The 23,766-nt window shown below is 36.4% G+C and carries 25 protein-coding genes; 4 read left to right on the forward strand and 21 right to left on the reverse strand.

Translation table 11 applies throughout. The features are described 5' to 3' along the window. Positions 1–122 precede the first annotated feature (122 nt). Positions 123–1,118, reverse strand: coding sequence for a catabolite control protein A (gene ccpA, locus D9782_RS19455; protein WP_026681468.1), 996 nt, complete (start codon positions 1,116–1,118; stop codon positions 123–125). A 147-nt stretch (positions 1,119–1,265) separates the two neighbouring features. Further along, positions 1,266–2,336: a bifunctional 3-deoxy-7-phosphoheptulonate synthase/chorismate mutase gene (locus D9782_RS19460; RefSeq protein ID WP_026681469.1), complete on the reverse strand. Its 1,071-nt coding sequence runs from the start codon at positions 2,334–2,336 to the stop codon at positions 1,266–1,268. 122 nt (positions 2,337–2,458) lie between these two features. Between D9782_RS19460 and pilM the strand changes: the two genes are divergently transcribed. Further along, complete coding sequence (pilM, locus tag D9782_RS19465; protein WP_026681470.1) at positions 2,459–4,588, forward strand: pilus assembly protein PilM; 2,130 nt, start codon at positions 2,459–2,461, stop codon at positions 4,586–4,588. A gap of 305 nt (positions 4,589–4,893) precedes the next feature. Here pilM and D9782_RS19470 read toward each other — a convergent pair whose 3' ends face one another. The 11 genes from D9782_RS19470 to D9782_RS19520 form a co-directional block, all read right to left on the reverse strand. Beyond that, entirely contained in the window at positions 4,894–5,109 is a 216-nt protein-coding gene (locus tag D9782_RS19470) for a hypothetical protein (protein WP_034679115.1), read from the reverse strand. A 125-nt stretch (positions 5,110–5,234) separates the two neighbouring features. After that, a complete protein-coding gene (locus tag D9782_RS19475) occupies positions 5,235–5,654 on the reverse strand; it encodes a YtxH domain-containing protein (protein ID WP_026681471.1) in 420 nt (139 codons plus the stop codon). An 18-nt stretch (positions 5,655–5,672) separates the two neighbouring features. After that, positions 5,673–6,077 (reverse strand): DUF948 domain-containing protein, encoded by a 405-nt coding sequence (locus D9782_RS19480; protein ID WP_026681472.1) that lies wholly within the window; start codon positions 6,075–6,077, stop codon positions 5,673–5,675. 439 nt (positions 6,078–6,516) lie between these two features. Further along, a complete protein-coding gene (locus D9782_RS19485) occupies positions 6,517–6,714 on the reverse strand; it encodes a hypothetical protein (protein WP_121605499.1) in 198 nt (65 codons plus the stop codon). A 331-nt stretch (positions 6,715–7,045) separates the two neighbouring features. After that, positions 7,046–8,347 (reverse strand): UDP-N-acetylmuramate--L-alanine ligase, encoded by a 1,302-nt coding sequence (gene murC, locus D9782_RS19490; RefSeq protein ID WP_121605500.1) that lies wholly within the window; start codon positions 8,345–8,347, stop codon positions 7,046–7,048. A 134-nt stretch (positions 8,348–8,481) separates the two neighbouring features. After that, on the reverse strand, positions 8,482–9,603 hold the full coding sequence (locus D9782_RS19495) for a nicotinate phosphoribosyltransferase (RefSeq protein ID WP_026681473.1): 1,122 nt from the start codon (positions 9,601–9,603) through the stop codon (positions 8,482–8,484). Between the two features lie 89 nt (positions 9,604–9,692). Further along, positions 9,693–12,062, reverse strand: a complete 2,370-nt coding sequence (locus D9782_RS19500; protein WP_026681474.1) for a DNA translocase FtsK — start codon at positions 12,060–12,062, stop codon at positions 9,693–9,695. 167 nt (positions 12,063–12,229) lie between these two features. Further along, entirely contained in the window at positions 12,230–12,832 is a 603-nt protein-coding gene (ytpR, locus tag D9782_RS19505) for a YtpR family tRNA-binding protein (RefSeq protein WP_205601741.1), read from the reverse strand. A 21-nt stretch (positions 12,833–12,853) separates the two neighbouring features. Next, entirely contained in the window at positions 12,854–13,660 is an 807-nt protein-coding gene (locus D9782_RS19510) for a DUF1444 domain-containing protein (protein ID WP_026681476.1), read from the reverse strand. Positions 13,661–13,792: 132 nt separating this feature from the next. Further along, positions 13,793–14,113, reverse strand: coding sequence for a thioredoxin family protein (locus tag D9782_RS19515; protein ID WP_026681477.1), 321 nt, complete (start codon positions 14,111–14,113; stop codon positions 13,793–13,795). A gap of 210 nt (positions 14,114–14,323) precedes the next feature. Beyond that, positions 14,324–14,836, reverse strand: a complete 513-nt coding sequence (locus D9782_RS19520; protein ID WP_026681478.1) for a hypothetical protein — start codon at positions 14,834–14,836, stop codon at positions 14,324–14,326. A gap of 156 nt (positions 14,837–14,992) precedes the next feature. Here D9782_RS19520 and D9782_RS19525 point away from each other — a divergent pair, with 156 nt between their 5' ends. After that, positions 14,993–15,433, forward strand: coding sequence for a YtoQ family protein (locus D9782_RS19525; protein ID WP_026681479.1), 441 nt, complete (start codon positions 14,993–14,995; stop codon positions 15,431–15,433). Positions 15,434–15,720: 287 nt separating this feature from the next. Here the strand turns inward: D9782_RS19525 and D9782_RS19530 are convergent, their stop codons facing one another. Beyond that, positions 15,721–16,221, reverse strand: coding sequence for a DUF84 family protein (locus D9782_RS19530; protein WP_026681480.1), 501 nt, complete (start codon positions 16,219–16,221; stop codon positions 15,721–15,723). 27 nt (positions 16,222–16,248) lie between these two features. After that, positions 16,249–17,316 (reverse strand): M42 family metallopeptidase, encoded by a 1,068-nt coding sequence (locus D9782_RS19535; RefSeq protein ID WP_026681481.1) that lies wholly within the window; start codon positions 17,314–17,316, stop codon positions 16,249–16,251. 177 nt (positions 17,317–17,493) lie between these two features. Here D9782_RS19535 and D9782_RS19540 point away from each other — a divergent pair, with 177 nt between their 5' ends. Then, complete coding sequence (locus D9782_RS19540) at positions 17,494–17,808, forward strand: PepSY domain-containing protein (RefSeq protein ID WP_026681482.1); 315 nt, start codon at positions 17,494–17,496, stop codon at positions 17,806–17,808. A 91-nt stretch (positions 17,809–17,899) separates the two neighbouring features. Here D9782_RS19540 and D9782_RS19545 read toward each other — a convergent pair whose 3' ends face one another. Both D9782_RS19545 and trmB read right to left on the reverse strand, forming a co-directional pair. Then, positions 17,900–18,742 carry a YtnP family quorum-quenching lactonase gene (locus D9782_RS19545; RefSeq protein WP_026681483.1) on the reverse strand — a complete coding sequence of 281 codons (843 nt, stop codon included), beginning with the start codon at positions 18,740–18,742 and terminating at the stop codon, positions 17,900–17,902. Between the two features lie 865 nt (positions 18,743–19,607). Then, positions 19,608–20,261, reverse strand: coding sequence for a tRNA (guanosine(46)-N7)-methyltransferase TrmB (gene trmB / locus D9782_RS19550; RefSeq protein ID WP_026681484.1), 654 nt, complete (start codon positions 20,259–20,261; stop codon positions 19,608–19,610). 75 nt (positions 20,262–20,336) lie between these two features. Between trmB and D9782_RS19555 the strand changes: the two genes are divergently transcribed. Further along, a complete protein-coding gene (locus D9782_RS19555; protein ID WP_026681485.1) occupies positions 20,337–20,624 on the forward strand; it encodes a YtzH-like family protein in 288 nt (95 codons plus the stop codon). Here D9782_RS19555 and D9782_RS19560 read toward each other — a convergent pair. From D9782_RS19560 to D9782_RS19575, 4 genes are all read right to left on the reverse strand, one after another. Next, positions 20,611–21,429, reverse strand: a complete 819-nt coding sequence (locus D9782_RS19560) for a phosphotransferase family protein (RefSeq protein WP_026681486.1) — start codon at positions 21,427–21,429, stop codon at positions 20,611–20,613. The genes D9782_RS19555 and D9782_RS19560 overlap by 14 nt on opposite strands. A gap of 110 nt (positions 21,430–21,539) precedes the next feature. Then, a complete protein-coding gene (locus tag D9782_RS19565) occupies positions 21,540–22,481 on the reverse strand; it encodes a hypothetical protein (protein WP_080668686.1) in 942 nt (313 codons plus the stop codon). After that, positions 22,444–23,031 (reverse strand): RNA 2',3'-cyclic phosphodiesterase, encoded by a 588-nt coding sequence (gene thpR / locus D9782_RS19570; protein WP_026681488.1) that lies wholly within the window; start codon positions 23,029–23,031, stop codon positions 22,444–22,446. The genes D9782_RS19565 and thpR overlap by 38 nt, the downstream gene beginning before the upstream one ends. A 15-nt stretch (positions 23,032–23,046) precedes the next feature. Continuing rightward, positions 23,047–23,763 (reverse strand): pseudouridine synthase, encoded by a 717-nt coding sequence (locus D9782_RS19575; protein WP_026681489.1) that lies wholly within the window; start codon positions 23,761–23,763, stop codon positions 23,047–23,049. Positions 23,764–23,766: the final 3 nt, after the last annotated feature.

The following is a 23,766-nucleotide window of genomic DNA, read 5'->3' on the forward strand; positions in this document are numbered from 1 at the left end:
CAAAATTGGAAGTGGCATCGCGTTTTAACCCCTGTTAAAGCTTAGTCCACGTGTCTAATCCATCCAATTCCAACATTTGAACATGCATCTTTCATCTCTATTTAGTATATCGGCATCTTTTATTATTTTGTTGAGCTTCTTTTTTCAATCCGGTGCGGTAAAACGACTTTTTTATCTTGTACTTCTTCTTTATTCATATATTTTGTTAAGAGTCTCATTGCCACAGCACCAATATCATACATTGGCTGAACAATCGTTGATAACGTTGGTCTTACCATTGTCGCCAAACGAGTATTGTCAAATCCAAACACTTCTATATCTTCTGGAACACGATAGCCTTTATCTTGCGCGCCATGGATAACGCCCAAAGCCATTTCATCCGAAGCCACAAAAATAGCGGTTGGTTTTTGATCTTGCTCTAACAACTGGTGCACCGCTTCAATTCCTGAGCTATACGAATAATCTCCTTTAATAACCAGTGATTCATTTACGGAATGCGAAGCTTCATTTAATGCTCGGGCGTAGCCTTTATATTTCAACTGATTGATATGCGTATCTTCTAGTCCAGAAACAAACGCAGGTATATCGTTACCTTGCTCTATTAGGAACTTAGTTGCCTCATATGCAGCTTCTTCATAGTCTATATTTACAGAAGGAATTTCATGGTTATCATCATATGTAGCAGCTAACACTACTGGTACAGATGAACTCTTAAACTGTTGAACATGTTCCTCCGTAATATTTCCACCCATAAAAATAATCCCATCTACTTGCTTTTCTAGCATGGTATTTATTAATTGTAACTCTTTGTCTTTATTTTGATCCGAATTACTTAAAATCATATTGTATTTATACATTGTTGCAATGTCTTCAATACCTCGGGCTAATTCTGCGAAGAAAATACTGGATATATCAGGTATAATCGCACCGACAGTTGTTGTTTTCTTACTTGCTAGCCCTCTAGCCACTGCATTGGGACGATATCCTAATCTTTCAATTGTTGCTAATACCTTTTTACGAGTTGTTGGTTTTACATTTGGATTCCCGTTTACGACACGAGAAACTGTAGCCATGGATACATTTGCTTCTCTTGCTACATCATATATTGTAATGTTCATTTTCTTTTTACCTCCTAATATATAGATATCGTTCTCTATTTTCTATATCATACTCTACTATGAAACATTTTTCAAAGCAAAAAAGGCTGATGCATCACAATGGACCATCAACCTCTCTATTTCAGAACATTAAAATGAAACAAAACTTTATTTCATCCGATTAGACATATCCTTAACTTCTTCCATAAAACGATTAAATGTTGGAATATCCATCTGTTGTGCTGAATCTGAAAGGGCAACAGCAGGATCCGGATGAACTTCTGCCATAACACCATCAGCGCCAATTGCAATCGCTGCTTTCGCTGTAGGTAATAGCAGATCTCTTCTACCAGTGGAATGTGTGACATCAACCATAACCGGCAAATGCGTTTCCTGTTTTAATACTGGAACTGCAGAGATATCTAACGTGTTACGTGTCGCTTTTTCATACGTCCGAATTCCTCGTTCACATAAAATGATATTTCCGTTGCCTCGTGAAATGATGTATTCTGCTGCGTTGATAAATTCAGAAATGGTGGCTGAAAGACCACGTTTTAAAAGTACGGGCTTATCCACGTCACCGGCTGCCTTTAACAATTCAAAATTCTGCATGTTTCTAGCACCAATTTGAATTACATCAACATAATCCATTGCCTGCTCAATATGTGCGGGGTTTACAATTTCGCTAACAACAGCTAACCCATACTCATCTGCTGCTCTTTTGAGTAATTGTAAGCCTTCAACACCAAGACCTTGGAAATCATATGGAGACGTTCTTGGTTTAAATGCTCCCCCACGCAGTAGCCTTACTCCATTCTCTTTTACAGCTTTGGCTACACGAGCAACTTGTTCATATCCCTCAACGGCACATGGTCCCATTACAAAATGAATAGAACCGTCTCCAATTGAAGCACCATTGATATCTATGACCGTATTTTCCGGCTTCTTTTTTCTAGATACAAGTAATGCTTTACGGTGATCATCCTCTTGTAGTTCCAAGCTAGCTTTGAAAATTTCCTTAAAGATATGCTCAATGGTTGCGTTCTCGAACGGACCATCATTAATTGAAGTAATTTTATCTAACATATCTCTTTCTCGCACAGGGTCAAATCGCTTAATACTCTGTTTTGCTTTTATTTCCCCGATTTGTTGAACAAGTGTAGCACGTTCATTTATTAACTTTAAAATCTCCTGGTTCACATGATCCAGTTGATCTCTAACCTGATCTAACTCACTCATATTATGTTCCCCCTATGCCTCTTGTTTTTAATAATTAGTGACAATTATAGCTAAAAATTTTTTCTTTGTCGATAAAAAGTTTATAATTGATTCATATTATCTGTTTGAAAGGATTATTGCTTATGAAGGATCGGATTTTTGCACTGGATATTGGGACACGCTCTGTAACTGGAATCATACTAGAAAAGCGTGACCAAACCTATCATATGTTGGATTATTATATGATGGAACATAAAGAACGGTCGATGAGAGATGGACAAATACATAATGTTGTGGCTGTTTCTGAAACAATTATAGAAGTAAAAAATAAATTGGAGTCATCTCACGGCTCGCTTAGCAAGGTGTGTGTTGCTGCTGCTGGAAGAGCATTAATGACTACACAAGCAACTGCTTCTAAATCATTACAGGATACACCGATCACTAGCGAAGAAACAATTAAACACCTAGAATTAAGCGCTGTCCAAATGGCACAATTGAACTTGCAAAAACTACAGCAAGATGCTGATTTATCCTCTTATTATTGCGTTGGCTATTCCGTGTTGCATTATCGTATAGATCAGCAGCAAATTGGTTCACTAATTGATCAGCGAGGTACAGAAGCTTCTGTCGAAATTATCGCTACGTTTTTACCTAAAGTTGTTGTTGAATCATTATTAGCAGCCTTAGGAAGAGCTAACTTAGAAATGGAAGCTCTTACCTTAGAACCTATTGCAGCTATACATGTGCTTATTCCAGAGTCTATGAGAAGATTAAATGTTGTGCTAGTTGATATTGGAGCTGGTACTAGTGATATAGCTATAACGGATAAAGGGACAGTAGTTGCATATGGAATGGTTCCAATTGCGGGTGATGAAATTACGGAAGCAATAAGCGATCAATACTTATTAGATTTTCCATCTGCAGAAAAAGCAAAACGTATGATTGTCGATAATGGTGAAGCTATTGTAGAGGACATTCTAGGATTTGAAGCGACAATTACACCCAACATGATAGAAAACGATATTACGGATGCAATTGATAACTTGGCCACGCAAATATCGAATGAAATTATCAATTTAAATTCACACTCGCCAAAGGCCGTAATGCTTGTTGGTGGAGGAAGTCTAACACCAGGAATAACCAATTCAATAGCTAGTAAATTAAATCTACCGATAAATCGAGTAGCTGTACGGGGAATTGATGCAATTAACCAATTAGAAAAAACCAATAAATTACCTACAGGACCTGATTTTGTCACTCCAATTGGTATAGGAATTGCGGCCAAACAAAATCCTGTCCACTATGTCAGTGTTACAGTTAACGGTAATACGATAAGATTATTTGAAATGAAAGAATTAACAGTGGGAGATTGTCTTATTCAATCCAGTATAGATATTCAAAAATGGTATGGAAAGCCAGGTATAGCCTCGATTATAACTATAAATAACAAAGAAGTTACGTTACCTGGTGAAATTGGTGAACCACCGAGTATCCAATTAAACGATACCAATGCTTCTGTGAATAGTAAGATTCATAATGGTGATATCATAACAATTGAAAAAGGCCGTGATGGAAAGCATGCTCAAGTAACAATTCAGGAACTTCTTGGAGATATACCACCTTTAATGATTTATTATAACGGAGCAAAATATCACATATATCCTCAGTTTGAGGTGAATAACGTACCAGTAACGAAAGAATATAGTATACAAGATCGAGATAATCTTACATGGAGACAACCGAACAGCTTAGAAGCTGTTTTAAATCAAGTATCTTCTGATAAAGTAGGAAAAGATGAACCATTTATCGTCTATGTAAATGAAGAACCAATCCACATTACAAAGGGCGAACCACAAATAGCTCTTAACGGCAAGCCTGCTACAATGGATCATCGTCTTAAGCAAGGAGATCGATTACAGCTATTACTAGCTGAACAGCCAACTGTAAAAGATGTACTGAACCAGTTAAATAAACCATTAACACATAGGATTATGGTTTCGTTTAATAATGAGTCAGTAGAACTTGCTCAACCTCTATATGTAATTAAAAAAGGGGATAGCATACTTGATGAGGATACACCATTAAAAAAGCATGATCGATTAAAAGTTTACGAACAAGAGCAGCAGCCATTTATCTATCAGGACATTTTTCGTTATGTAGATTTAGACCTCACGAACGCCAACGGCAAATTCTCTATATATCAAAATAATGCACCATCTAGCTTTCATTCAACGATTAAGCATGGTGATCATTTACAAATCATTTGGGAATAATACACGGCTTAGTTAGAACAAAAGCGCAAGCCTCCGAATAGAAACGTAGCGACTTTAGCGAGTAAGGAATCACGATGAGTTTGCGAGCCGATGATGACTTAGATTAGAGCGATCGTGAAGTCGCATCGTTTCTGGGCGCTGGGGCTGGACAGACTCAACACGCCCATATTTATCGAGCTAATTTTTATAATTTCCTATACTAATAAAAAGGACTCCACGCAGAATAAAATGGTGTCCTTTTTATTTATGTTCTTTTCATTACTAAGCCTTATTTTGCTAATAGATATTCCTGATAAAAGAACAGACTAAGACATAGCTAAATAAGCGATGAAAATAATGAGAAAACCAAATCCAATAATATAGGCTAAGAAAGCCGGGTTAAGTAATACCGGATGTTTTCTTGTTGCTTTAAATTCAGTATCATACTCACTATTTCTTTCCTCAATATCTTTGCCGACTTTAATTGTAAAAAATAATGCAATAACTACAAGCACTGCACCTAATACGATTAATAGAAGCATGTAAATACCGCCTTTTTTCTTATGTTTTGAAGAAAGACGAGTCCTTATACATTGCATTTTTTTATAAATAAAAAGGGCTGCCCTTAAAGACAGCTCTGTTCTCATAAGACATACCTTTTTATTCGTTACTTCTGTTTTTCTAATTCTTCTGCAGCGTCTTCTATTGCCTCTGCAACTTCTTCTGCTGCTTCTAGTGCCTTATCTTCTTTACTTCTTTTTTCTTGTAATTTAGCCTGTACACTCTTGGTAATTTCCTTTGTTTTCTGTGATGCATTCTTCGTAATTTGAGCTGTTGAATCCATCGCTTTTTTCTTTAGCTCTGAACCAGTTGTATAGGCTTTATCTTTCCAATCTGAACTTTTTTCTTGCGCAACGTCTTTCCAAACATATGCGCGGTCCTTTACTTGATGAGCACCCTGATTAATATCACCTCGTAATTCTTTACCAGATTTTGGAGCCAATAGTAAAGCTGTAACTGCTCCAACAATTCCTCCGATAAAAGTACCCAATAAAAAGTCCTTACTATTCATATTGTTATCTGCCATGTAATTTTCCTCCTATATTTATTTATTTTTTTTCTTCCATAAATCCATAAGAACTGTTCCCCATTTAATGGCCTGAGAGGCTTTTTCAGGATTTTTACTAGCAGTTCGAGAAATACTGTTAGAAAGTTGTCTTAAAGACTGATTGAAATCTTTAACAGTTTCCCCAATACCTTTTGCACCATCAAATAATCCATTCATTTTTGCCGATTTTTGATTAAGGTCATCTGCGAGCTTGTTCGTTTTATTTAATAATTGGGTTGTTTCTTCGGTTATACCCTTCATTTGCTTATCTAAACCTTCTAATGTACCAGCCACATGACTTAACGTTTCCCTGGCTGCTTTTAACGTAATAATTACATAAACAACTAAGACAACAAAAGCTATTGCTGCTATAAACGCTGCTATATATCCGAGAACTTCCACTATGTCCACTCCTTCTACTATCACTATGTATTGTAATATTTTCAATATGTGTATATATCCAGAGAATAGATTTACTAATAAACCTATTTCTACTGATCTCTACTTGTAAAGTATAGCAAAAAATGGCTATAAATAAAAATACCCTTATATATTTCAACTAAAACCTATTGTTCTCTGTCTGATCTAGTCATTTAATGTCCTTATAATATTAATTCGACAACCTTGTATAATTTCCTTTATTTTTATTAGTAATTACAAAAAGTAAAAATTCACAGGTGGGGTTTTACTGCCAGTTATATGTCGGATAAAAAATAGCCTAATAAGATTAGAACTACAGCGATTAAAGAAGTTACTAAGAAAAACTGAGCAAAATTCGCTCAGTCCTTATCACTACATGCTCAGATTTACGCTTCCTCTAGTAGCTATTATGGAATAATAGCTACTGCTTGACCACCACTCCGGCTGCCCACTTCCCTTTCCGTGGGGTTTGTCCTTCTGCTAACTTTTTTAGCAAAACCCGCTCAAAAAAGTGGATCTTCAGGTCAAACATTTCCCACAGGAGTTGAATTGGCCGGCCTTCGCTATTATCAGGCTCTACAACGCTAGCATGAAGTAACACAGCTGCTTTTATACTCACGGATAGCGATTTTCACTTTACCCATTGTAAAAAAAGTCAACCTATTACTTATGACAAGAATTGTTGCACCTTCTCATAGCGGAGACGAATTACGTAGACTCCTGCGGGATTAGCGCGAGCCGAAAATCCACTTTGCAACGTGTTCTTCTTTGCAAAGTTAGTTGAGGCCGTGCCCACGGAAAGCGAAGTAATTAGTCGGAGCATTGCCAATATACATCTAACATTTCAAAATAACTACTTGGCTTAACGCAGTCATTGCACTGATTTTATACTTTCTTAACTTAGAACAAAAGCGCCTGTTGCCAATGGCTCAGACACTTTTCCTTCTCTATTATTTAATTGTAAGTGTTTCTTCATAGGCTTGTTGAAATTTTTGTATATCTCCAGCACCCATAAATATTAACACACTATCTTCGTATTTTTTTAAAGCTTCTGTATGAGAAAGCTCTAAAATAGCGCTGTGATCAATCAATTTTTGAAGATCTTCAATCGTTAACTGACCAGTTTCTTCTCTTGCCGAGCCAAAAATATCACATAAATAAACGCGATCTGCTTGACTAAGACTGTCAGCAAATTCTTGTAGAAATGTTTTCGTTCTTGTAAATGTATGTGGTTGAAAAATAGCTACAACAGATTTATTCGGATACTTTTTACGAGCTGATTCAATGGTAGCGGTAATTTCTTTTGGATGATGCGCATAATCATCAATAAGTACTTGATTTCCAATTTTCTTTTCAGTAAAACGTCGTTTTACCCCACCGAAAGTGGCTAGTTGTTTGATACTCTCAGCGTCAATGCCTTCATAATGACAAATTGCCGTAACGGCTAACGCATTTAAGATATTATGGTCTCCGTGCATTGGTATGGAAAAAGTATCATAATAGGTATTACGAACAAATACATCAAATTCGGTACCATGATCCGTTTCTACAATATTCTGCGCCTGAAAATCATTCGTATCTGCAAATCCATAATATACGACCGGAACTTTTGCTTGGATTTGTTGTAATTGTTCATCATCACCACATGCAATTATTCCTTTCTTTACTTGGTCTGCCATTGATTGGAATGCTGCAAATACGTCATCAATACTAGTAAAGTAATCCGGATGATCAAAATCAATATTTGTCATGATTGCGTAGTCCGGTTCATATCGTAAAAAATGACGACGATACTCACATGCCTCAAACACAAAATATTTACTATCAACATGTCCCTTCCCTGTGCCATCTCCAATTAAATAAGATATCGGGAATGAACTATTTAACACGTGAGCAAGTAGTCCCGTTGTCGACGTCTTTCCATGAGCTCCTGTGACAGCAATGCTTGTATACTGTTTTAACCACTCACCTAAAAACTCATGATATCTATAAAACGTAACACCTTGTTTCTTTGCTTCCTTTATTTCTAAATGATCATCAGGGAATGCGTTTCCTGCAATGACTGTATAATCTTCTTTGATGTTGCTTTCTGAAAAAGGTAGAATGGGAATGCCTTTACTCTCCAATGCTTCCTGTGTAAAAAATCGCTTTTCTACATCTGATCCCTGCACATTTTCACCCGAATCGTAAAGAATTTGTGCAAGAGCACTCATTCCTGTTCCCTTTATACCAATAAAATGGTAAGTTGTCATAAAAGAACCTCCATATTGAACGTAAAAGGATTCAAAATCATCTCTTTATTTATATATTTTTTACAGCTATTTTTTCATTATAGCAAATCCCTCAGAGGAATAAAATAATAACCAAGAATTTCAATACATTCTAATTATTCTTTGCCATTTTCACCTATAAATGGTACTTTTTCTAAACGTGGGTTAGGGCGATAACGTCGACCTTCTTTTGCTTCAGGCGTACCATTCAGTAATACGTTATCTCCGGTAAAGCCGATATTAAGCTTTAATAAGCTTCTTCCTACGCCATACATATCTACTGGTACACCAAGTTCTTCAAATTGAACGATACGATCTTCTGTAAATCCACCACTAACCATTATTTTTACATGGGAATATCCTTCTTCATCTAATGCATTACGCAAAGCAAAAATTAACTCAGGATTTACTCCTCTTGGATCAAATGTCCCCATTAAATGGTGATTTCTTAAGAAATACTTATCTACAAGTGTACGAGAAGTATCCAATCGAACTGATTTTAATTCCTTACCAAACTCACTTGCCACTTTCAATGAATCCGTTATTACATCATTATTATAATCAACAAGTGCGGCTAAATCATCTTCTGGGAAAAGTTCATGGTAGGCTTTGCAAGCAGCTACAATATCGCCTCGAAACATTTGAATAAGTGCATGAGGCATTGTCCCCATCCCTTCTTTTCCCCACCATTCATTCATTGCATGTGTTGCTTGGGCAGTTGATCCTCCAATAAACGCGGCATAACCATCCCCAGCTTGCTGCGTATAGTGATCGTCCCGATCCCCCATAAAAATAACAGGTTTTTGCTTACCAGAAGTACGTGCAGCTTTTACCACATTGTATACATTCGTAGCGACAGATGTTCTTCTGGAAAGTATCCCGTCAATGATTCCCTCTAAAAAGCCAAATTGATGGTAGCCTCCAGAAACGGTTAATACAGATTCGAAAGGATGAATTTTATCTCCATCCTTTAATGAATGTATGTCTAATGTTTCAGGTTGATCCGCAAAGGTATGTAATAGTGCTATTGCTTCATCTGTCCCACATAGTACGGCATCCGACTTTTGAAAAAATTGCATGGTTACTTGATTATCAGGTAATTTCTTCTCCGCAATTTCTTTTGTTTTAAGAAAATAGACGGCAGAGAACCAGCCTTCTTTAATTCGTTCATCAAATTTAAACGTTTTATTTGTTAATCGTTTTATTTTCCCGTTTAACTTCTGCTCAATTTCCTTCATGATTTCGTTTTCTCCTTAAAATATATGATCACTATATCTAATCATATAAAAATTTCGCATAGGAAACAAGACTTACAAGTTTTACATTCCTATAGCATGTCTTCTACCTGTGACAAAGTAACCAACACTTCTCTAGGCTTACTACCATTCTGACCAGAAATTATACCACGATGTTCAAGTGTATCAATGAGTCTGGCTGCTCGATTATACCCAATTTTAAAATGACGCTGCAGCATGGAGGTACTTGCACCATTTTGCTCTAGCACAAATAATATAACATCTTGAAGAAGGTCATCCTCCTCTTCATCCATCGTAACTTGTTCTAGTAACTGTTCTTGCTCAAACAAATAATTCGGTTCTGCGATTCCTCTAACGTGATTTGTAACACGCTCAATCTCTTCATCTGAAACAAAGGGACCTTGAAGACGAATGCTTTTTCCTGCTCCATTTTCTATAAATAACATATCGCCTTTTCCTAGTAATTTTTCTGCTCCACTAGTATCTAAAATCGTTCGTGAATCCACCTGCGAAGAAACACTAAATGCAATTCGAGTTGGAATATTAGCTTTAATTAAACCAGTAATGACATCGACAGATGGACGTTGAGTAGCGAGAAGTAGATGAATGCCACAAGCTCTAGCTTTTTGGGCAATTCTGCTAATTGCATCCTCCACATCTTGTGGAGAAACCATCATTAAATCTGCTAACTCATCAATAACAATAACAATGAATGGCATTTTGTCTTGCTTACGATCCTGCTTAATCATTTTTTGATTGTATCGCTCAATATCACGCACACCTTCATGCACAAACTTCTCATAACGGTCTTCCATTTCTGCTACTGCCCATTTCAGTGCAGCTGTAGCTGCTTTTACATCTGTAATTACGGGCGAGACTAAATGAGGAATACCATTATATGGAGCGAGTTCAACCATTTTAGGGTCAATTAATAAAAATTTAACGTCTTCATGACTCGCCTTATACAATAAGCTGATTATCATGGTGTTTATACATACACTTTTTCCTGAACCTGTTGCACCAGCTATTAATCCATGCGGCATCTTTTGAATATTTGTAATAAGTGGTTGTCCTTCAATACTTAACCCTAATGCAATGGTTAATGGCGATAAACTTCGACTAAATGCTTCTGTTTCAAATATTGCTTGTAAGCCAACCATTTGAGCTTTTGGATTTGGAATCTCAATACCTATCGTATTCTTCCCTGGAATAGGAGCTTCAATTCGAATATCCTTTGCGGCCATATTAAGCTTTAAATCATCACTTAAATTTTTAACCTTACTTACCTTAACACCTAACTCCGGTTGCACCTCAAATCGAGTAACAGAAGGCCCCTGTGTTGCATTCACTACCCTGGCCCGTACATTAAAGTGTGTTAAGGTTTGTTCAAGTAACTTCTGCTGTCCTTCCATCCACCTTCGGTCATCTGCACCGGCTTTTTCTATATCATTTAGAAGGTAGTATGGTATACGATGCTCCTTATTATTTTTCTCAGGAGCTGTTGTTTTTATGATCTTCTCCTCTTGCTTTTGTTTTTGCTTTGATTTTTCAAATAAATTCTTTTTATCTCGTGGTGTCATCATAACATTGAACGGAACCGTCTTCACACTATCGCGATTTTGTTTTCGCTTTTCGGATCGTTTTATCTGTTTCTCAGGTTCTGGACGGCTATCTAATTCCTCTTTGTCATATGAATGATCTTGATTCTCTTGTTGTATGGAGTCATCTTGCACGATAAAATTCGATTCATCAACTTCATCCTGTTCGCGCAATAAATTTCGCTGTTCACCCTCGGCATCAGGCAGTTCTTTTTCTTTTAAAGGTGCTTCTGCTACAATTGACTCACTTTCATCGAACAGCTTTTGCTCCTCTCGACTGTTGTTTTCTTCCTTTCTTTGGTAGGCTGGTATATTCTCAACTTTTTTTTCTTCATGTCTTGGCCGAAAACCGTAGATTGGCGAAGGGACTTCAGTTGGGCGAAACGGTATATCTGGATCTTTTTTATACACCTTGTTCGCATTATGATTATTTTGCTTCTCTGATTTTTCACGTCGTTCAACCGAAACATGTTGACTTGTCCTGCTTTGACGCTTTCGCTGATAAGCTGGTACTTCTTTTGGCTGTTGTTCATTTACAGACTGATTGAATCGGCTAGCTTTTGTTGCTTTTCTTTGCGAATTCCGATTTTCTTCTGTTTTTGTACCTGTGATTCTCCCCGTATTATATAGTGTTCCTGTTTCTCTTACTTGCTTTCTGCTTGTCCTTTCTTCTACTCTGTCAGGAATGACTGGGAAGCGAAAAGATTTATTCGCAGGATATTGATACATCATTTTTGCCTCAAGATTACTTTTCTCAGCTGTACGGCTCTCTTCATGCTGTTTTTCTTCCTCTTCACTATCTGCAAAAAGACTCTTAATTTTTTTCTTCCAATTATCCCACACTTCAATTCACTCATTTCTATATCTATAAATCTAGTATTCCTTTATTGTAGCAGTTTTATTACGTTCATGGCAGGTTTATGTAATAAGCTAAGGCTTGGACTGTCCTCTTTTGCTTATATCTATCGAAAAAAACAACCTAAGTACTAACACAGGTTGTTTTTCTCTATTTACATTACGAATTCATTACCAACTTGATAATTATCTTCTAAAACATATATCCCCTTCTCCTTAGGGGCATTTGGTAATCCAAGTTCCTTTTGCGAGCATATCATACCATTCGAAGAAACACCTCGTAATTCTGTCGGTTTGATCTTCATTCCACTTGGCATCATTGCACCTACTTTTGCAACTACAACCTTCTGTCCAGCTTCCACGTTTGGAGCACCGCAGACAATTTGTAATGTTTCATTACCAACGTCCACTTTACAAACACTGAGTTTGTCAGCATTCTCATGTTGCTCCTTACTTTCTACATAACCAATTACAAACTTGGGACTTAAGTCAAAATTCAAATCATCATCTAAGTTAAGCTGACGAAACAACTGTTTCATTTCTGCTAAATATTCTTCCGTTAACGTTATCTTTCCAGTTGAAAGAAAAGTAAAGTGCTGTGACGCATGAAAAATATTATAGCCAATTACTTTACCTGAATGATCTTTTATTCTTACAACATCACCATTCCTATCCGTTTTTATTTTCTCACGGTCTCCTTCTTCCATAGGGATGATTAGCACATCACCAATTCCATTTAAGTTGTAAAAAACATCCATGTTCATCATCCTTTTCCATTTCTAATTCTTTTCTGGTTTGTTTTTGGCTAAGATAAAGATTGGCTCCAATGTCTTATCTTCATATATCATTGGAAGTGAAGTGATTGGGATTCTCCCTTCCGCAAAGAACTTCATAGTCATCTGTGCCAGAATATCATAGCCTGTTTTATTTTGAACATCTGTAATAATTAGTACGTCCTGATGAGGTACTGCAATTGCTAGTTCACCTTTACTATTAGCTTTCATTTCTTCCAAAAATGCTTCATTTAAAATTCTGCTAGCATCATAGCCATCCTGTGTTGCAATAAAATAAAAATCATTGCCTGCAACTTGATCTTCTTTATAATCAACTGGTAGTGAACGCAAATTAAATGTAGCAATTTCATCGATATGCTCTTTGGTCCAGCCTTCTTTATCGAGTAAGTCTTCATCAATTAATCGATAGGACTTTCCTAAATCCAATGCATAAAACACACGTGTCTCAGCCGTATGATCTTTATATACTAAGTCAATTTCTGCTTTTGTAGTGATTGGGAAAGAAGTTGAGCGAATCACTGGATAAATCTGTTTTTCCATTCCAGATAAGTGATGTTCCTCATTCATAATTCGCAATGCTTCTTTAATATGTTCCTCAAGCTCAACAATAGCTACTTCTCCACGTTGATTGTATTTTGCAACAACATTTGGTAACGTTATGGTCATTCCTTTTTTCGATTCTTTCCATTCAATACGAAATGTGTCTTTATCTCGATTATAAGAAGTGCGATACGCTTCATTAGCTAATCGCTCTTCCAAAATTTTTTTTAACTTCAAACTTGTCATTTTCATATGAATCCTCCTGACGTATTACACCCTCTTCCTATAAGAATGCTCCAATTACGTCTGCGATCTTAGACAACCTTTTATCATCTAGATAGCTTATATAAAAGAGGTTAAAATTTTTGGTTACGTTAACTAACTTTATTTATCACTGACTTCTTTTAGAAACTCGATAATTTCTTGTTTCGTTTTACGATCTTTACTTACAAATCTTCCCGTTTCTTTTCCGTCATTAAAGGCAATAAAACTTGGTATCCCAAAGATCGCATAATCTTGGCATATATCAATAAATTTATCTCTATCTACTTTTACGAATGAAAAGCTTGGAAATTCTGCCTCAATTTCTGGTAGTACTGGTTCGATAACGGTGCAATCAGGACACCATCCCGCTGTAAAATATAGAATAACATTTTCTTGTTTTATCCATTTTTTAAATTCCTCTTGTGACGCTAAAGTTTCCATTATATCAACTCCCACAATTATGATAGACTAGTTTATCGTTTGTTTCCAACATAATGTAACATATATGCAAGTAAGTGTATTGTAAAAGAGACTATACCAATAACTATAAGAAATAGTTCGTACCTTTACCTAAAACAGTAAATATGCAAACATATGGTATACTCAACTTATATTAAAATAATCCCGTTTCTTTTTCAATTAACAGTTGTTTTATTGTAAAGCAATGGACTTCGCTATTTTCATCATTGTCTCTGCATCCTCATCAAGGCCATTTTTATCTACATATGTGGTCACCTTAACACCACCTACACCGACCTGCAATTCAAATTTATTATCTTCCTCAGGTAAAACCCGAAAATATCCAAATCCGTTAGAATCAGAAAAAGATGATACGTTTAACGCATCTTTTTTCGTTGCAGCTGCAAAATTTAATGTACTTTTCGCATTTTCATTTGTGTTATGAAATACAATAAAGGTTTGATTCTTATCCTCTAGAATTAGGTTGCTCTCATCTTCATCTACAACTTCCATCCCATTTGGTAAATAGAATGATTTATTTCCTATCCCATAGTTCAAGGGTACTTTTTCTTTATTCTCAAAGGTTTCCTTCGTAATTTTCTCAGCTTCCTTGATAGCTTCTTGATCAGACTTCATACTGCAGCCACCGGTAATAAGAACTAATATAGATAAAAACACCACTAAAAAAGGTAGCTTTATCCTCATATAATTCCTCCTATTTCCTCCTATTTTTACACCATCTATCATACTATGGATAGAAACGAAAGTGAAACACGCTACGTTACCTTCGGTTGTTAAATTCTTTTCAATTGTTTTATTTTTGTATACGATAGTACTAAATCATGCAATGGAGGAGATATAATGGAACTAACCGTCTATTTAGCGGGGCAAATTCATGACAACTGGAGAGATGAAGTAGAACAGCTAGCAACGAACAAAGGACTTCCTTTAACCTTTGTAGCACCTCAAACAAATCATGAACGTTCGGATAATATTGGAGACGACATTATAGGAAGACAGCCCAGTAAAGTACACAAAGATGAAGCCGCATCACGAATAAACAATTTCAGGACGCAAGTACTCATGGAAAAAGCAGATATAGTTATCGCTCTATTTGGTGAAAAATATAAGCAATGGAACACAGCTATGGATGCCAGCTATGCAATAACGTTAAATAAACCGACCATTATTATTCGACCAGAATCCCTAATACATCCATTAAAGGAGTTATCAGCGAAAGCAAATGTCACCGTTGAATCGATAGAACAGGCTTTAGAAGTCATTAATTATATATTTGAATAAAGTGAAACTTCAATCAGTGGAGGGTTGGTTTATCACCCACTGATTGTTAGGTGAACCAATCGGACATTTACTGCAGTTGAACCCTCACTTACCAATATTGGTAGTGGTTTTACTGTATTGCTTGAAGTGAAGGTTTTATATGCTGGATAAATCTTGCAAGCTTTCTTCATGCCTATCACTCGCTCATTACTGACGAAAGTCCAAGTCTATAGTTCGTGTCTGAATGGATGTCATCAAATGAAGATGGCTGTCGATAGTTTCGACAGCCTAAAGTTTGGATAGAGTTTTTATGCTTTATGGAATTCCCATTGCCCTCTTAATAAGGTTACTACATGAGAAAACATCGCTTGTCTAGTCATTAGGTAATTCGTGAAAACTCCAATTGCACCTTCCTTTTTACTTACGTCCTCCTTATTTGCATACGCGTCCATCAAATAGCCAAGCTCTTTACCTTCTGTCAATTCCGTTGCAAGTTCTTTAGGCAAAATAATTCTAGCACCACTAGCTGTATAGACAGTTTCTTCAGGAGTTACTAGTGCACCCCAATTACAAAGATAAAGCTGATCACCGATATACATTACGCCACCTTCAAGACCTATTCCAAAATTATTTGAGCCTTCTGCACAAGCAATGGCACGATTAATCGCTCCCTGTCTAGTCTCATCATCGGAAAATGGCTGTGCTGCCACATGAGATTGGACACGCTTCGATGTTACATAGCTTTCAGGAAAAACTTCTGTCACTGCTTTTAGCTTAGCAGGATTGCTTGATCCGACTGTAATATTCATGCTTTATCTCCTTTTTTATTATAACTATTATACAGATTGATGAATTTGATCTAATGTATTTTGGTCCGTTTGTTTAATTAGCTTTACTAATAATTCTTTAGCAGCTGCATAGTCATCAACGTGAATGATTGATGCTGACGTATGAATGTAGCGTGAGCAAATCCCAACAACGGCTGATGGCACACCATTATTTGCTAAATGTACACGCCCAGCATCCGTACCACCTTGAGAGATAAAGTATTGATATGGAATATTATTGCTTTCCGCTGTATCCAGCAAAAAGTTTTTCATTCCTTGATGGGTGATCATCGAACGATCAAAAATTCGTAACAATGCCCCTTCTCCCAGTTGACCAAATTCCTCTTTATTTCCAGAAGCATCGTTTGCTGGTGAAGCATCAAGTGCATAGAAAATATCTGGTTTAATCATATTTGCGGCTACTTGTGCACCTCTTAGCCCAACTTCTTCTTGAACAGTTGCCCCAGAAAATAAATGATTCGGTATCGTTTGACCTTGTAACTCTTGTAGTAATTCGATTGCTAAGCCACATCCATAACGATTATCCCAAGCCTTTGCCATAATTTTTTTGTCATTCGCCATTGGAGTAAAAGGAGTTAGCGGCACTATAGATTGCCCAGGCTTAATTCCAATTTTTTCAGCATCCTCTTTATCATCTGCTCCGATATCAATTAGCATATTCTTTATTTCCATTGGCTGCTTACGCTGTGCATCTGTTAGATTATGTGGTGGTATTGATCCAATGACACCTACAATTGGCCCATTATCTGTCATAATTTGAACTCGTTGAGCAAGTAATACTTGGCTCCACCATCCACCTAATGTTTGAAAGCGAATCATTCCATTTTTTGTAATTTGTGTCACCATAAAGCCTACTTCATCCATATGACCTGCTACCAATACTGTTGGACCTTCTCCTTTTCTCTCTCCAAAAATACCACCTAAGTTATCTTGAACAATATTATCTGCATATTTACTTAGTTCTTGTTTCATAAATTCTCGAACAAGCTTTTCATTGCCTGGTGCACCTTGCAATTCCGTTAAATTTTTAAAAAGTGTTAGCGTTTCCTGATTCATGTAAAATCCCACCCTCTGCTTTCTATGTACTATTAATAGTATAACGGAAGTTGTCTATCTGTTTCCACTATTGGCTCATGTCACTTTATTATTTTCTATTTTTTTTAGAATACGATATACTAGCATATGTAAAGATTAGTGATATAGATTCAAAATAATAGCAAGAGGTGAATAGAAATGGGTATGAAAAAAGCAGTTCTTGCAGCAGGGTTAGGTGTAGCAGTAGGGTACATTGCTAAACAACAAATTGATCAAATGCAAAAAATAACCCCGGAGAAAGCTTTAAAGCAAGCGAAAGAAACCTTTAAAAAACAAGGTCCTATAAGTGGTTCGTGGATCTATATGAAGCCACAAGAAATAGAGAAAAACGGTCTACTATACAGCGCCTATCGTGGTGGTGTAACACGTAACCTTGATGGGGAAAATAAACAGTATGAATTCTACGTAGATGTAGAAACAGGTGCTGTTATTGACTCTGTACAAACTGCCTAGAACAGGTGTCTACAAGTTACAACTCGATACTTACTTAATCAAAAAAAGCTGCTGAACATACGTGCAGCTTTTTTGATTGTGTCGTGTATTTTTAGCTATTTCGTTTTATTTTGTCAACGGCATTACCTGCTTCGTCATACTTAATGGCTCTGTAATATGCGTCATGGTAAAACGTATACCAAGCGCGCTTTCCATATCCAATATCCATCCACTTTTCTTTTTGATGAACGGAAGTAACCGGATAATCATCATAGGCTAGCGCCCATAATTTATTTTGATGCGCATGTGTTGGCATAATATCTGCCATATGAATAAAACAAGAATCGCCGTCTTCGAAGACAATAATACTATGTCCCTCGCTATGTCCACCAGTATGAATCATCTTTAACCCAGGAATGAGTTCTATTTCAGTTGCAAACGGTTGTACTTGATGAACTATTGACTCCCAGTTCTTTTTCCAATATGTATTCACAGATCGTATATTTGGATTTTTCATTTCATTCCATTCTAGCTTCGACGTATAGATAGTTGCATTGTTAAAAACTGGTTCATATGAATCTCCTTTTACCTTTGTTAGTCCACAAGCATGATCAAAATGAAGATGTGTCATTAGTACTGCATCTATATCATCGACTGATAATCCAATTTCTGCTAAGGACGCATCTATATTTGATTGCTCCATTACACCGAAATTACGCATCTGTTTATCCGTTAGTTTATGATAGCCCAAACCGCTATCAATTAAGAATTTTTTATTATCAATTTCTACTAGAATCGGATCTGTTCGTAATTCAATCTGGTTTTGGTTGTTATAGGGATATTTCTTACTCCATAATACTTTTGGTACTACACCAAACATAGCCCCACCGTCCAAATAATTTACTCCACCTTGAAGCCATGTTAATGTCGCTCTTCCTACCTTAAGCCTTTCCACCACTTATCTCCCCTTTTTTATAGTTTTAGTTTAGCAAAACGTTGAACAAAATCGCAAACGCTATCATTTTAAAAAATGACATCGTATGACAGATTGTAAGCTATTGCCTTGTCCCTAATCTCTTAAAGCGTCGTTAATGGCTTTCAAAATTTCAGCACAGCATGCTATATACAATAAAGCATTTAAGCAAAGGCAAAGTAGCCTATTTTGCTCGGAGTTTCGTTATCTTATTTTCTTTTTGTGACATTAGAACGATTCATTTATGACGAGCAATCAACTACGCTATTTCCAGAGTAGCTATGACTCATCCTTTCCAGTTATTCATTTTTTCTTCGATTAAACTCTTTTGTCCGTGCTTTCGCCATACAAGAACAAAAGAGCAAGTGCCCGATTAGAAGGGTAGTGACTGGAACGAGTCAACGGAGATAAAGGAAGCACGATGAACTTGTGAGCCGATGATGACTTAGATTAGGGTGATTCGTGAAGTCGCCCTCGTTTCTGGGCGCTGGAGCTGCTGCAACTCAACACGCCCATATGGATCCACATGGGCAAATTTTATATTTTCCTAAACAATAATTATGAGGATCGGACAAAACACAACTTCTTTACTCAAAATACGAATAATCATGTTATCAATAGGAGTATCATCACCGCACCGTGAAACTATACGCGCTTTCCCCGGGTACAGTCTCAGCTAACTTGGTAAAGAAAAACACGTTACCAAGTGGATCTTCGGACTCGTGCTGTTCCCGCTGGAGTCTCGCTTATTTCAGGTGCTAAATGAATGATTCTGACCAAAAAACGAACGATAATTAATTCCAACCTAATCATCGTTCGTTTATTATTGTTGCTTCATTATTTTGTCTCAGTTCCTATTTTTATTGCTAATTGAAGCACGGCAACGATAAATCGGTTGACCCTTTGCCGAGAATTTTTCTTCATATTCAGTCATTCTATTTGTTGGATCATCAATGGAATGCAGATCTAAATTTACTTCCGAAAGTACAAATCCATATTGTGAAAAACTCATTAATGAATATTCGAATAACCCCATATTATCTGTTTTTAACACAATCTCACCTAATGGATCTAGTATCTCCTGATACTTTTCTAAAAACGTATGGTACGTTAATCTTCGCTTTTCATGCCTGTTTTTCGGCCATGGATCAGAGAAGTTTAAATAAATCGTTGCAACTTCATTTGCTGAAAACAAGTCTATTATATTTGCAGCATCTTCGTTTACTAACAAAACGTTTGGCTGCTTTGATAGTATTACTTTTTGAGCCGCCGTTACAATAATGCTTTTAGCAAGCTCTATTCCAATAAAGTTTATCTCTGGAAACTGTTTAGCCATCTCTGAAATAAATTGGCCCTTTCCAGTGCCGATTTCAACGTGAATAGGATTACGATTACCAAAGAGTTCATGCCAATTATTTTTATGCGACGAGGAATTTGGTATCACAATATGTGAGTTTTCCTGCAAAAAATCATCAGCCCAAGGTTTATTTCGTTGACGCATTTTCTTCCTCTCTTTCTGTAGTTAAAAGTATAGAAAAAGAAATATGAACGATACTAAGATCTGAGGTGATCGAGGATGACATTAAACGTAAACAATCAACTAACATTACTGAAGGACCTTTTAGACGAACAAAAGCTCGACTGCTGTGGGAATGTTTCTGAATATCAGCAAATAACACGAATTGTACAATCTCTTATGAATAACTCAAATGTAACAGACAAACAACTGATGCAGTTACTTCCAGAAATTCATTATTATGGAAAAGAAGGAGAGAAGACACAGGATATTGAACAGCATATTACTGCCAATAATGATAACTTGAATAATTGGATAAATGCAATACACCAATCTAATTTAAATTAAATGCAACAATATGATCGTTTAATTCTTTTAAATCCTGTAATCTTTCATGTACTTTACTAATTTCTTTTCTTTCAACATGCCAACAAACATAATGTAGAGCATCAAGTAATAAATACCAGTACATCCGTTCAATTAGACGATTATCACTAGTAATTCCATAGTTCCGCAGCCATTCATCCCAATTCTCTTTTGGAATATACCATTTCAAAACCATACCATAATCCGTCACTGGGTCTGCAATCAATGCGTTATCCCAATCAATTAGATAGAGGTTGCCTTCATCAGTAAGTAAAACATTATTGTGGTTTAAGTCACCATGACAAACCACAAGTTTTTGTTCTCTTGTGATCGGTAATAATTTCTTTAAATATACCAGTGCTTTTTGTACGTATTCGTTTGTCTTTAATAAATCTGTATATTCTAATCTCTTTAATATATTTAAATAGCTTTCATCTGATGTAACTGGTTTTTTCCCCAGTCGCATAAGCATGTGTAATAACTCTGATGAATGGTGAATTTTCCGTAGCAATGCAGCAACATCTGTATGTTGCATTTCTGCAGGTTTTAATTCTCTACCCTCAAGCCATTCCTGCGCTGTTATCACATCACCATTTTCCATCCGTTTTGTCCAAATTAGCTTTGGAACAATGCCTTCTGCTGAGAGTACAGCTAAAAATGGTGAAGAATTTCTTTTCAAAAACAGTCGTTGATCGTTCTTCGTTGCTAGATAAGCGTCTCCAGTTAACCCCCCAGCTGGAGTCACTTGCCACTCGTTACCTAGAACTCGCTTCAGCCAGTCCACCATAAATTCCTCACATCTTTCAAAATTTAGCGTTCAATAATACATTTTATCGATATTTATACAAAAATACAAATATGTGAATAGTTTATCATGTAGTAATCAATCCTACCACATCAAAGCTCATCATCGGCAAATTCAAAGGTTGTTTGCTCTTCTTCCCATTCTGGACGTTTCACAGAGGTTGTTTGACAATGATTTAATAACGCCTCTGCTACTTTCAGCTGTCTGTTTTTTAATGGGGAAGAAAGGGTTCTTTTATCCTGAAACCACTGTTCGTACTGCTGTCTACCAATAATCTTTGTTTGAAACGGCTCCTCTGAAAAAATAATATTATTCGTTTTGGATAATACTGTCTTTTGTATGGGAAAATCTATCTTATTATAATTAAGAACGCTCTTGACAATTTGTTCCGTTCGCTTCAAAGGAATATGCGGGTTTAAAACCTTACGTTGTTCATCTTCATCTGTTACGGTCCAAGTTCGTTCATCACCAGCCATTATCGTAGTTCCTATCCCCTCATCCATTAAATAGATGATTTCAACACCAATTGGGCTTATCAGGATAATTTCGCCATCTACTGGTGCTTTTTTAATATTAAAGATAGGATAATACATAATTAAATAAGTATCCGGAAATCGCTGAAGAAAATATTTAATTTCTGGATCACTCGCATAAGACTTATCGATGAATGAAAGGTCAGTTACAGTAGAAGTTGCCCATTTCAGCTGAATTTGTAGGAGTCTATCAAGAAAAAATTGCTTTAACTCTATCTTAGAATTTGGTAATGAAGATGTTTCATCCTGCACATTTAGCTCCTCAACCTGCTCCTTTTTCTTCCAAATCTTCCATTTAGGAGAGCGAGAGATCTCTTCTGTTGTATGTATGTCTATTTCGGTCATTTCTTCTCTTTTTAACCAGAGTGCATTCAGCTTTTGCCAATTATCCTGCTTCAGTCGGATAAATTGACTAGGATAACGATATGCATTCCATTCGTAGCGTGAGATATAATCCTGAAGTTTAATTAATTGAGCCAGAATCCTCACCTCCAATTCCATTAAAGCTAGCAACGATTTTATATTTAGGCATTTCTTTAGGATAAATACGAAACAACCCTATTTTATCGATAAGAAAAGGCTGTTTTTCTGTGTATGTAGCTTTCACGGTAGCTAATGTTTTCGCCATTCCAGTCGAACCTGTCCATTTTTTTGCTAATGTTATATGCGGTACAAAATCACGCTTTTCCTTAGAAAAGCCAATCTGTTCAACAGCTTTTTCAACCTGCTCCTGCAATTTTTTGAGACGATCAGTTAGTTCTACATCCGCATAAAGGACTCTAGGTTGCGTTTTCGATCCAAATGCTCCAACGCCACCTACCTGTGTGTTAAACGCTTGAAAAGAATGAAGCTCTTCTAATACTTGTATTAAGGCCTGTAATTTTTTATCGGCTACTGGCCCTAAAAACTTTAATGTAACATGCAAATCCTGCCTGTGAGGCCATTGCTTATATGATAATTGCTCCATTAAATTTTCCTGCAACATAGAAAAATAATTTTGCAGATGGGTCGAAAGCGGAATGGCAATAAAATAATGTGGTTGTTCAGTCATCCTAAACTCCTCCAATTATTTTTTCAAGCTGAGGCAATATCCTAGTTCTTCCTTAGACAATTCACGATATGATCCTACTCTTAAAGCATCATCCAGCTTTAGCCTTCCCATTTGTTTTCGTTTTAAGTAAATAACTTCTTTATTAACAGCCTGAAACATCCGTTTCACTTGATGAAACTTTCCTTCTGTAATTGTAATTTCTACTTCAGAGATATCATCCGTTTGAAGTATGTTTAGGTTTGCTGGCATAGTCATATAGCCATCCTCTAATTGAATGCCATTACTAAATTTGATATGGTCTTGTTCCGTTACCCTTCCTTTAATCTTGGCGTAGTAGACCTTATCAACCTTTTTCTTTGGTGAAAGCAAATGGTGGGCTAAGTCTCCATCATTTGTAAGTAATAATAACCCCTCTGTATCCTTATCTAATCTACCAACAGGAAATGGCTTATAATGTTGAAACTCATCTGTCAATAAGTCGATCACTGTTTTTTGTCGTTTATCCTCAGTTGCAGAGATTACTCCAGGAGGTTTATGCATCATGATATAGATGTTTGGTTTGTAGTGAACCGTATTACCATCTACTTTTATTTGATCCATAGTGGGATTAATATGTTTGCCGCCATCTCTAATCACAGTATCATTTACTGTAATGCGCTTTTTCTTTAGCAACACTTTCACTTCTTTTCGACTACCAATCCCAGTATTGGCCAACAATTTATCAAGTCGCATTAG

It is taken from the genome of Virgibacillus sp. Bac332, from assembly GCF_003667785.1.
In the GTDB taxonomy this organism is placed as follows: domain Bacteria; phylum Bacillota; class Bacilli; order Bacillales; family Amphibacillaceae; genus Virgibacillus; species Virgibacillus salarius.

Excerpts from the sequence above, each read along its gene's own strand:
- ccpA (WP_026681468.1), bottom strand. The coding sequence starts at position 1,118 with ATGAACATTACAATATATGATGTAGCAAGAGAAGCAAATGTATCCATG.
- D9782_RS19460 (WP_026681469.1), bottom strand. The coding sequence starts at position 2,336 with ATGAGTGAGTTAGATCAGGTTAGAGATCAACTGGATCATGTGAACCAG.
- pilM (WP_026681470.1), top strand. The coding sequence starts at position 2,459 with ATGAAGGATCGGATTTTTGCACTGGATATTGGGACACGCTCTGTAACT.
- D9782_RS19470 (WP_034679115.1), bottom strand. The coding sequence starts at position 5,109 with ATGCTTCTATTAATCGTATTAGGTGCAGTGCTTGTAGTTATTGCATTA.
- D9782_RS19475 (WP_026681471.1), bottom strand. The coding sequence starts at position 5,654 with ATGGCAGATAACAATATGAATAGTAAGGACTTTTTATTGGGTACTTTT.
- murC (WP_121605500.1), bottom strand. The coding sequence starts at position 8,347 with ATGACAACTTACCATTTTATTGGTATAAAGGGAACAGGAATGAGTGCT.
- D9782_RS19495 (WP_026681473.1), bottom strand. The coding sequence starts at position 9,603 with ATGAAGGAAATTGAGCAGAAGTTAAACGGGAAAATAAAACGATTAACA.
- ytpR (WP_205601741.1), bottom strand. The coding sequence starts at position 12,832 with ATGGATGTTTTTTACAACTTAAATGGAATTGGTGATGTGCTAATCATC.
- D9782_RS19510 (WP_026681476.1), bottom strand. The coding sequence starts at position 13,660 with ATGAAAATGACAAGTTTGAAGTTAAAAAAAATTTTGGAAGAGCGATTA.
- D9782_RS19515 (WP_026681477.1), bottom strand. The coding sequence starts at position 14,113 with ATGGAAACTTTAGCGTCACAAGAGGAATTTAAAAAATGGATAAAACAA.
- D9782_RS19520 (WP_026681478.1), bottom strand. The coding sequence starts at position 14,836 with ATGAGGATAAAGCTACCTTTTTTAGTGGTGTTTTTATCTATATTAGTT.
- D9782_RS19525 (WP_026681479.1), top strand. The coding sequence starts at position 14,993 with ATGGAACTAACCGTCTATTTAGCGGGGCAAATTCATGACAACTGGAGA.
- D9782_RS19530 (WP_026681480.1), bottom strand. The coding sequence starts at position 16,221 with ATGAATATTACAGTCGGATCAAGCAATCCTGCTAAGCTAAAAGCAGTG.
- D9782_RS19535 (WP_026681481.1), bottom strand. The coding sequence starts at position 17,316 with ATGAATCAGGAAACGCTAACACTTTTTAAAAATTTAACGGAATTGCAA.
- D9782_RS19540 (WP_026681482.1), top strand. The coding sequence starts at position 17,494 with ATGGGTATGAAAAAAGCAGTTCTTGCAGCAGGGTTAGGTGTAGCAGTA.
- trmB (WP_026681484.1), bottom strand. The coding sequence starts at position 20,261 with ATGCGTCAACGAAATAAACCTTGGGCTGATGATTTTTTGCAGGAAAAC.
- D9782_RS19555 (WP_026681485.1), top strand. The coding sequence starts at position 20,337 with ATGACATTAAACGTAAACAATCAACTAACATTACTGAAGGACCTTTTA.
- D9782_RS19560 (WP_026681486.1), bottom strand. The coding sequence starts at position 21,429 with ATGGTGGACTGGCTGAAGCGAGTTCTAGGTAACGAGTGGCAAGTGACT.
- D9782_RS19565 (WP_080668686.1), bottom strand. The coding sequence starts at position 22,481 with ATGGAATTGGAGGTGAGGATTCTGGCTCAATTAATTAAACTTCAGGAT.
- thpR (WP_026681488.1), bottom strand. The coding sequence starts at position 23,031 with ATGACTGAACAACCACATTATTTTATTGCCATTCCGCTTTCGACCCAT.
- D9782_RS19575 (WP_026681489.1), bottom strand. The coding sequence starts at position 23,763 with ATGCGACTTGATAAATTGTTGGCCAATACTGGGATTGGTAGTCGAAAA.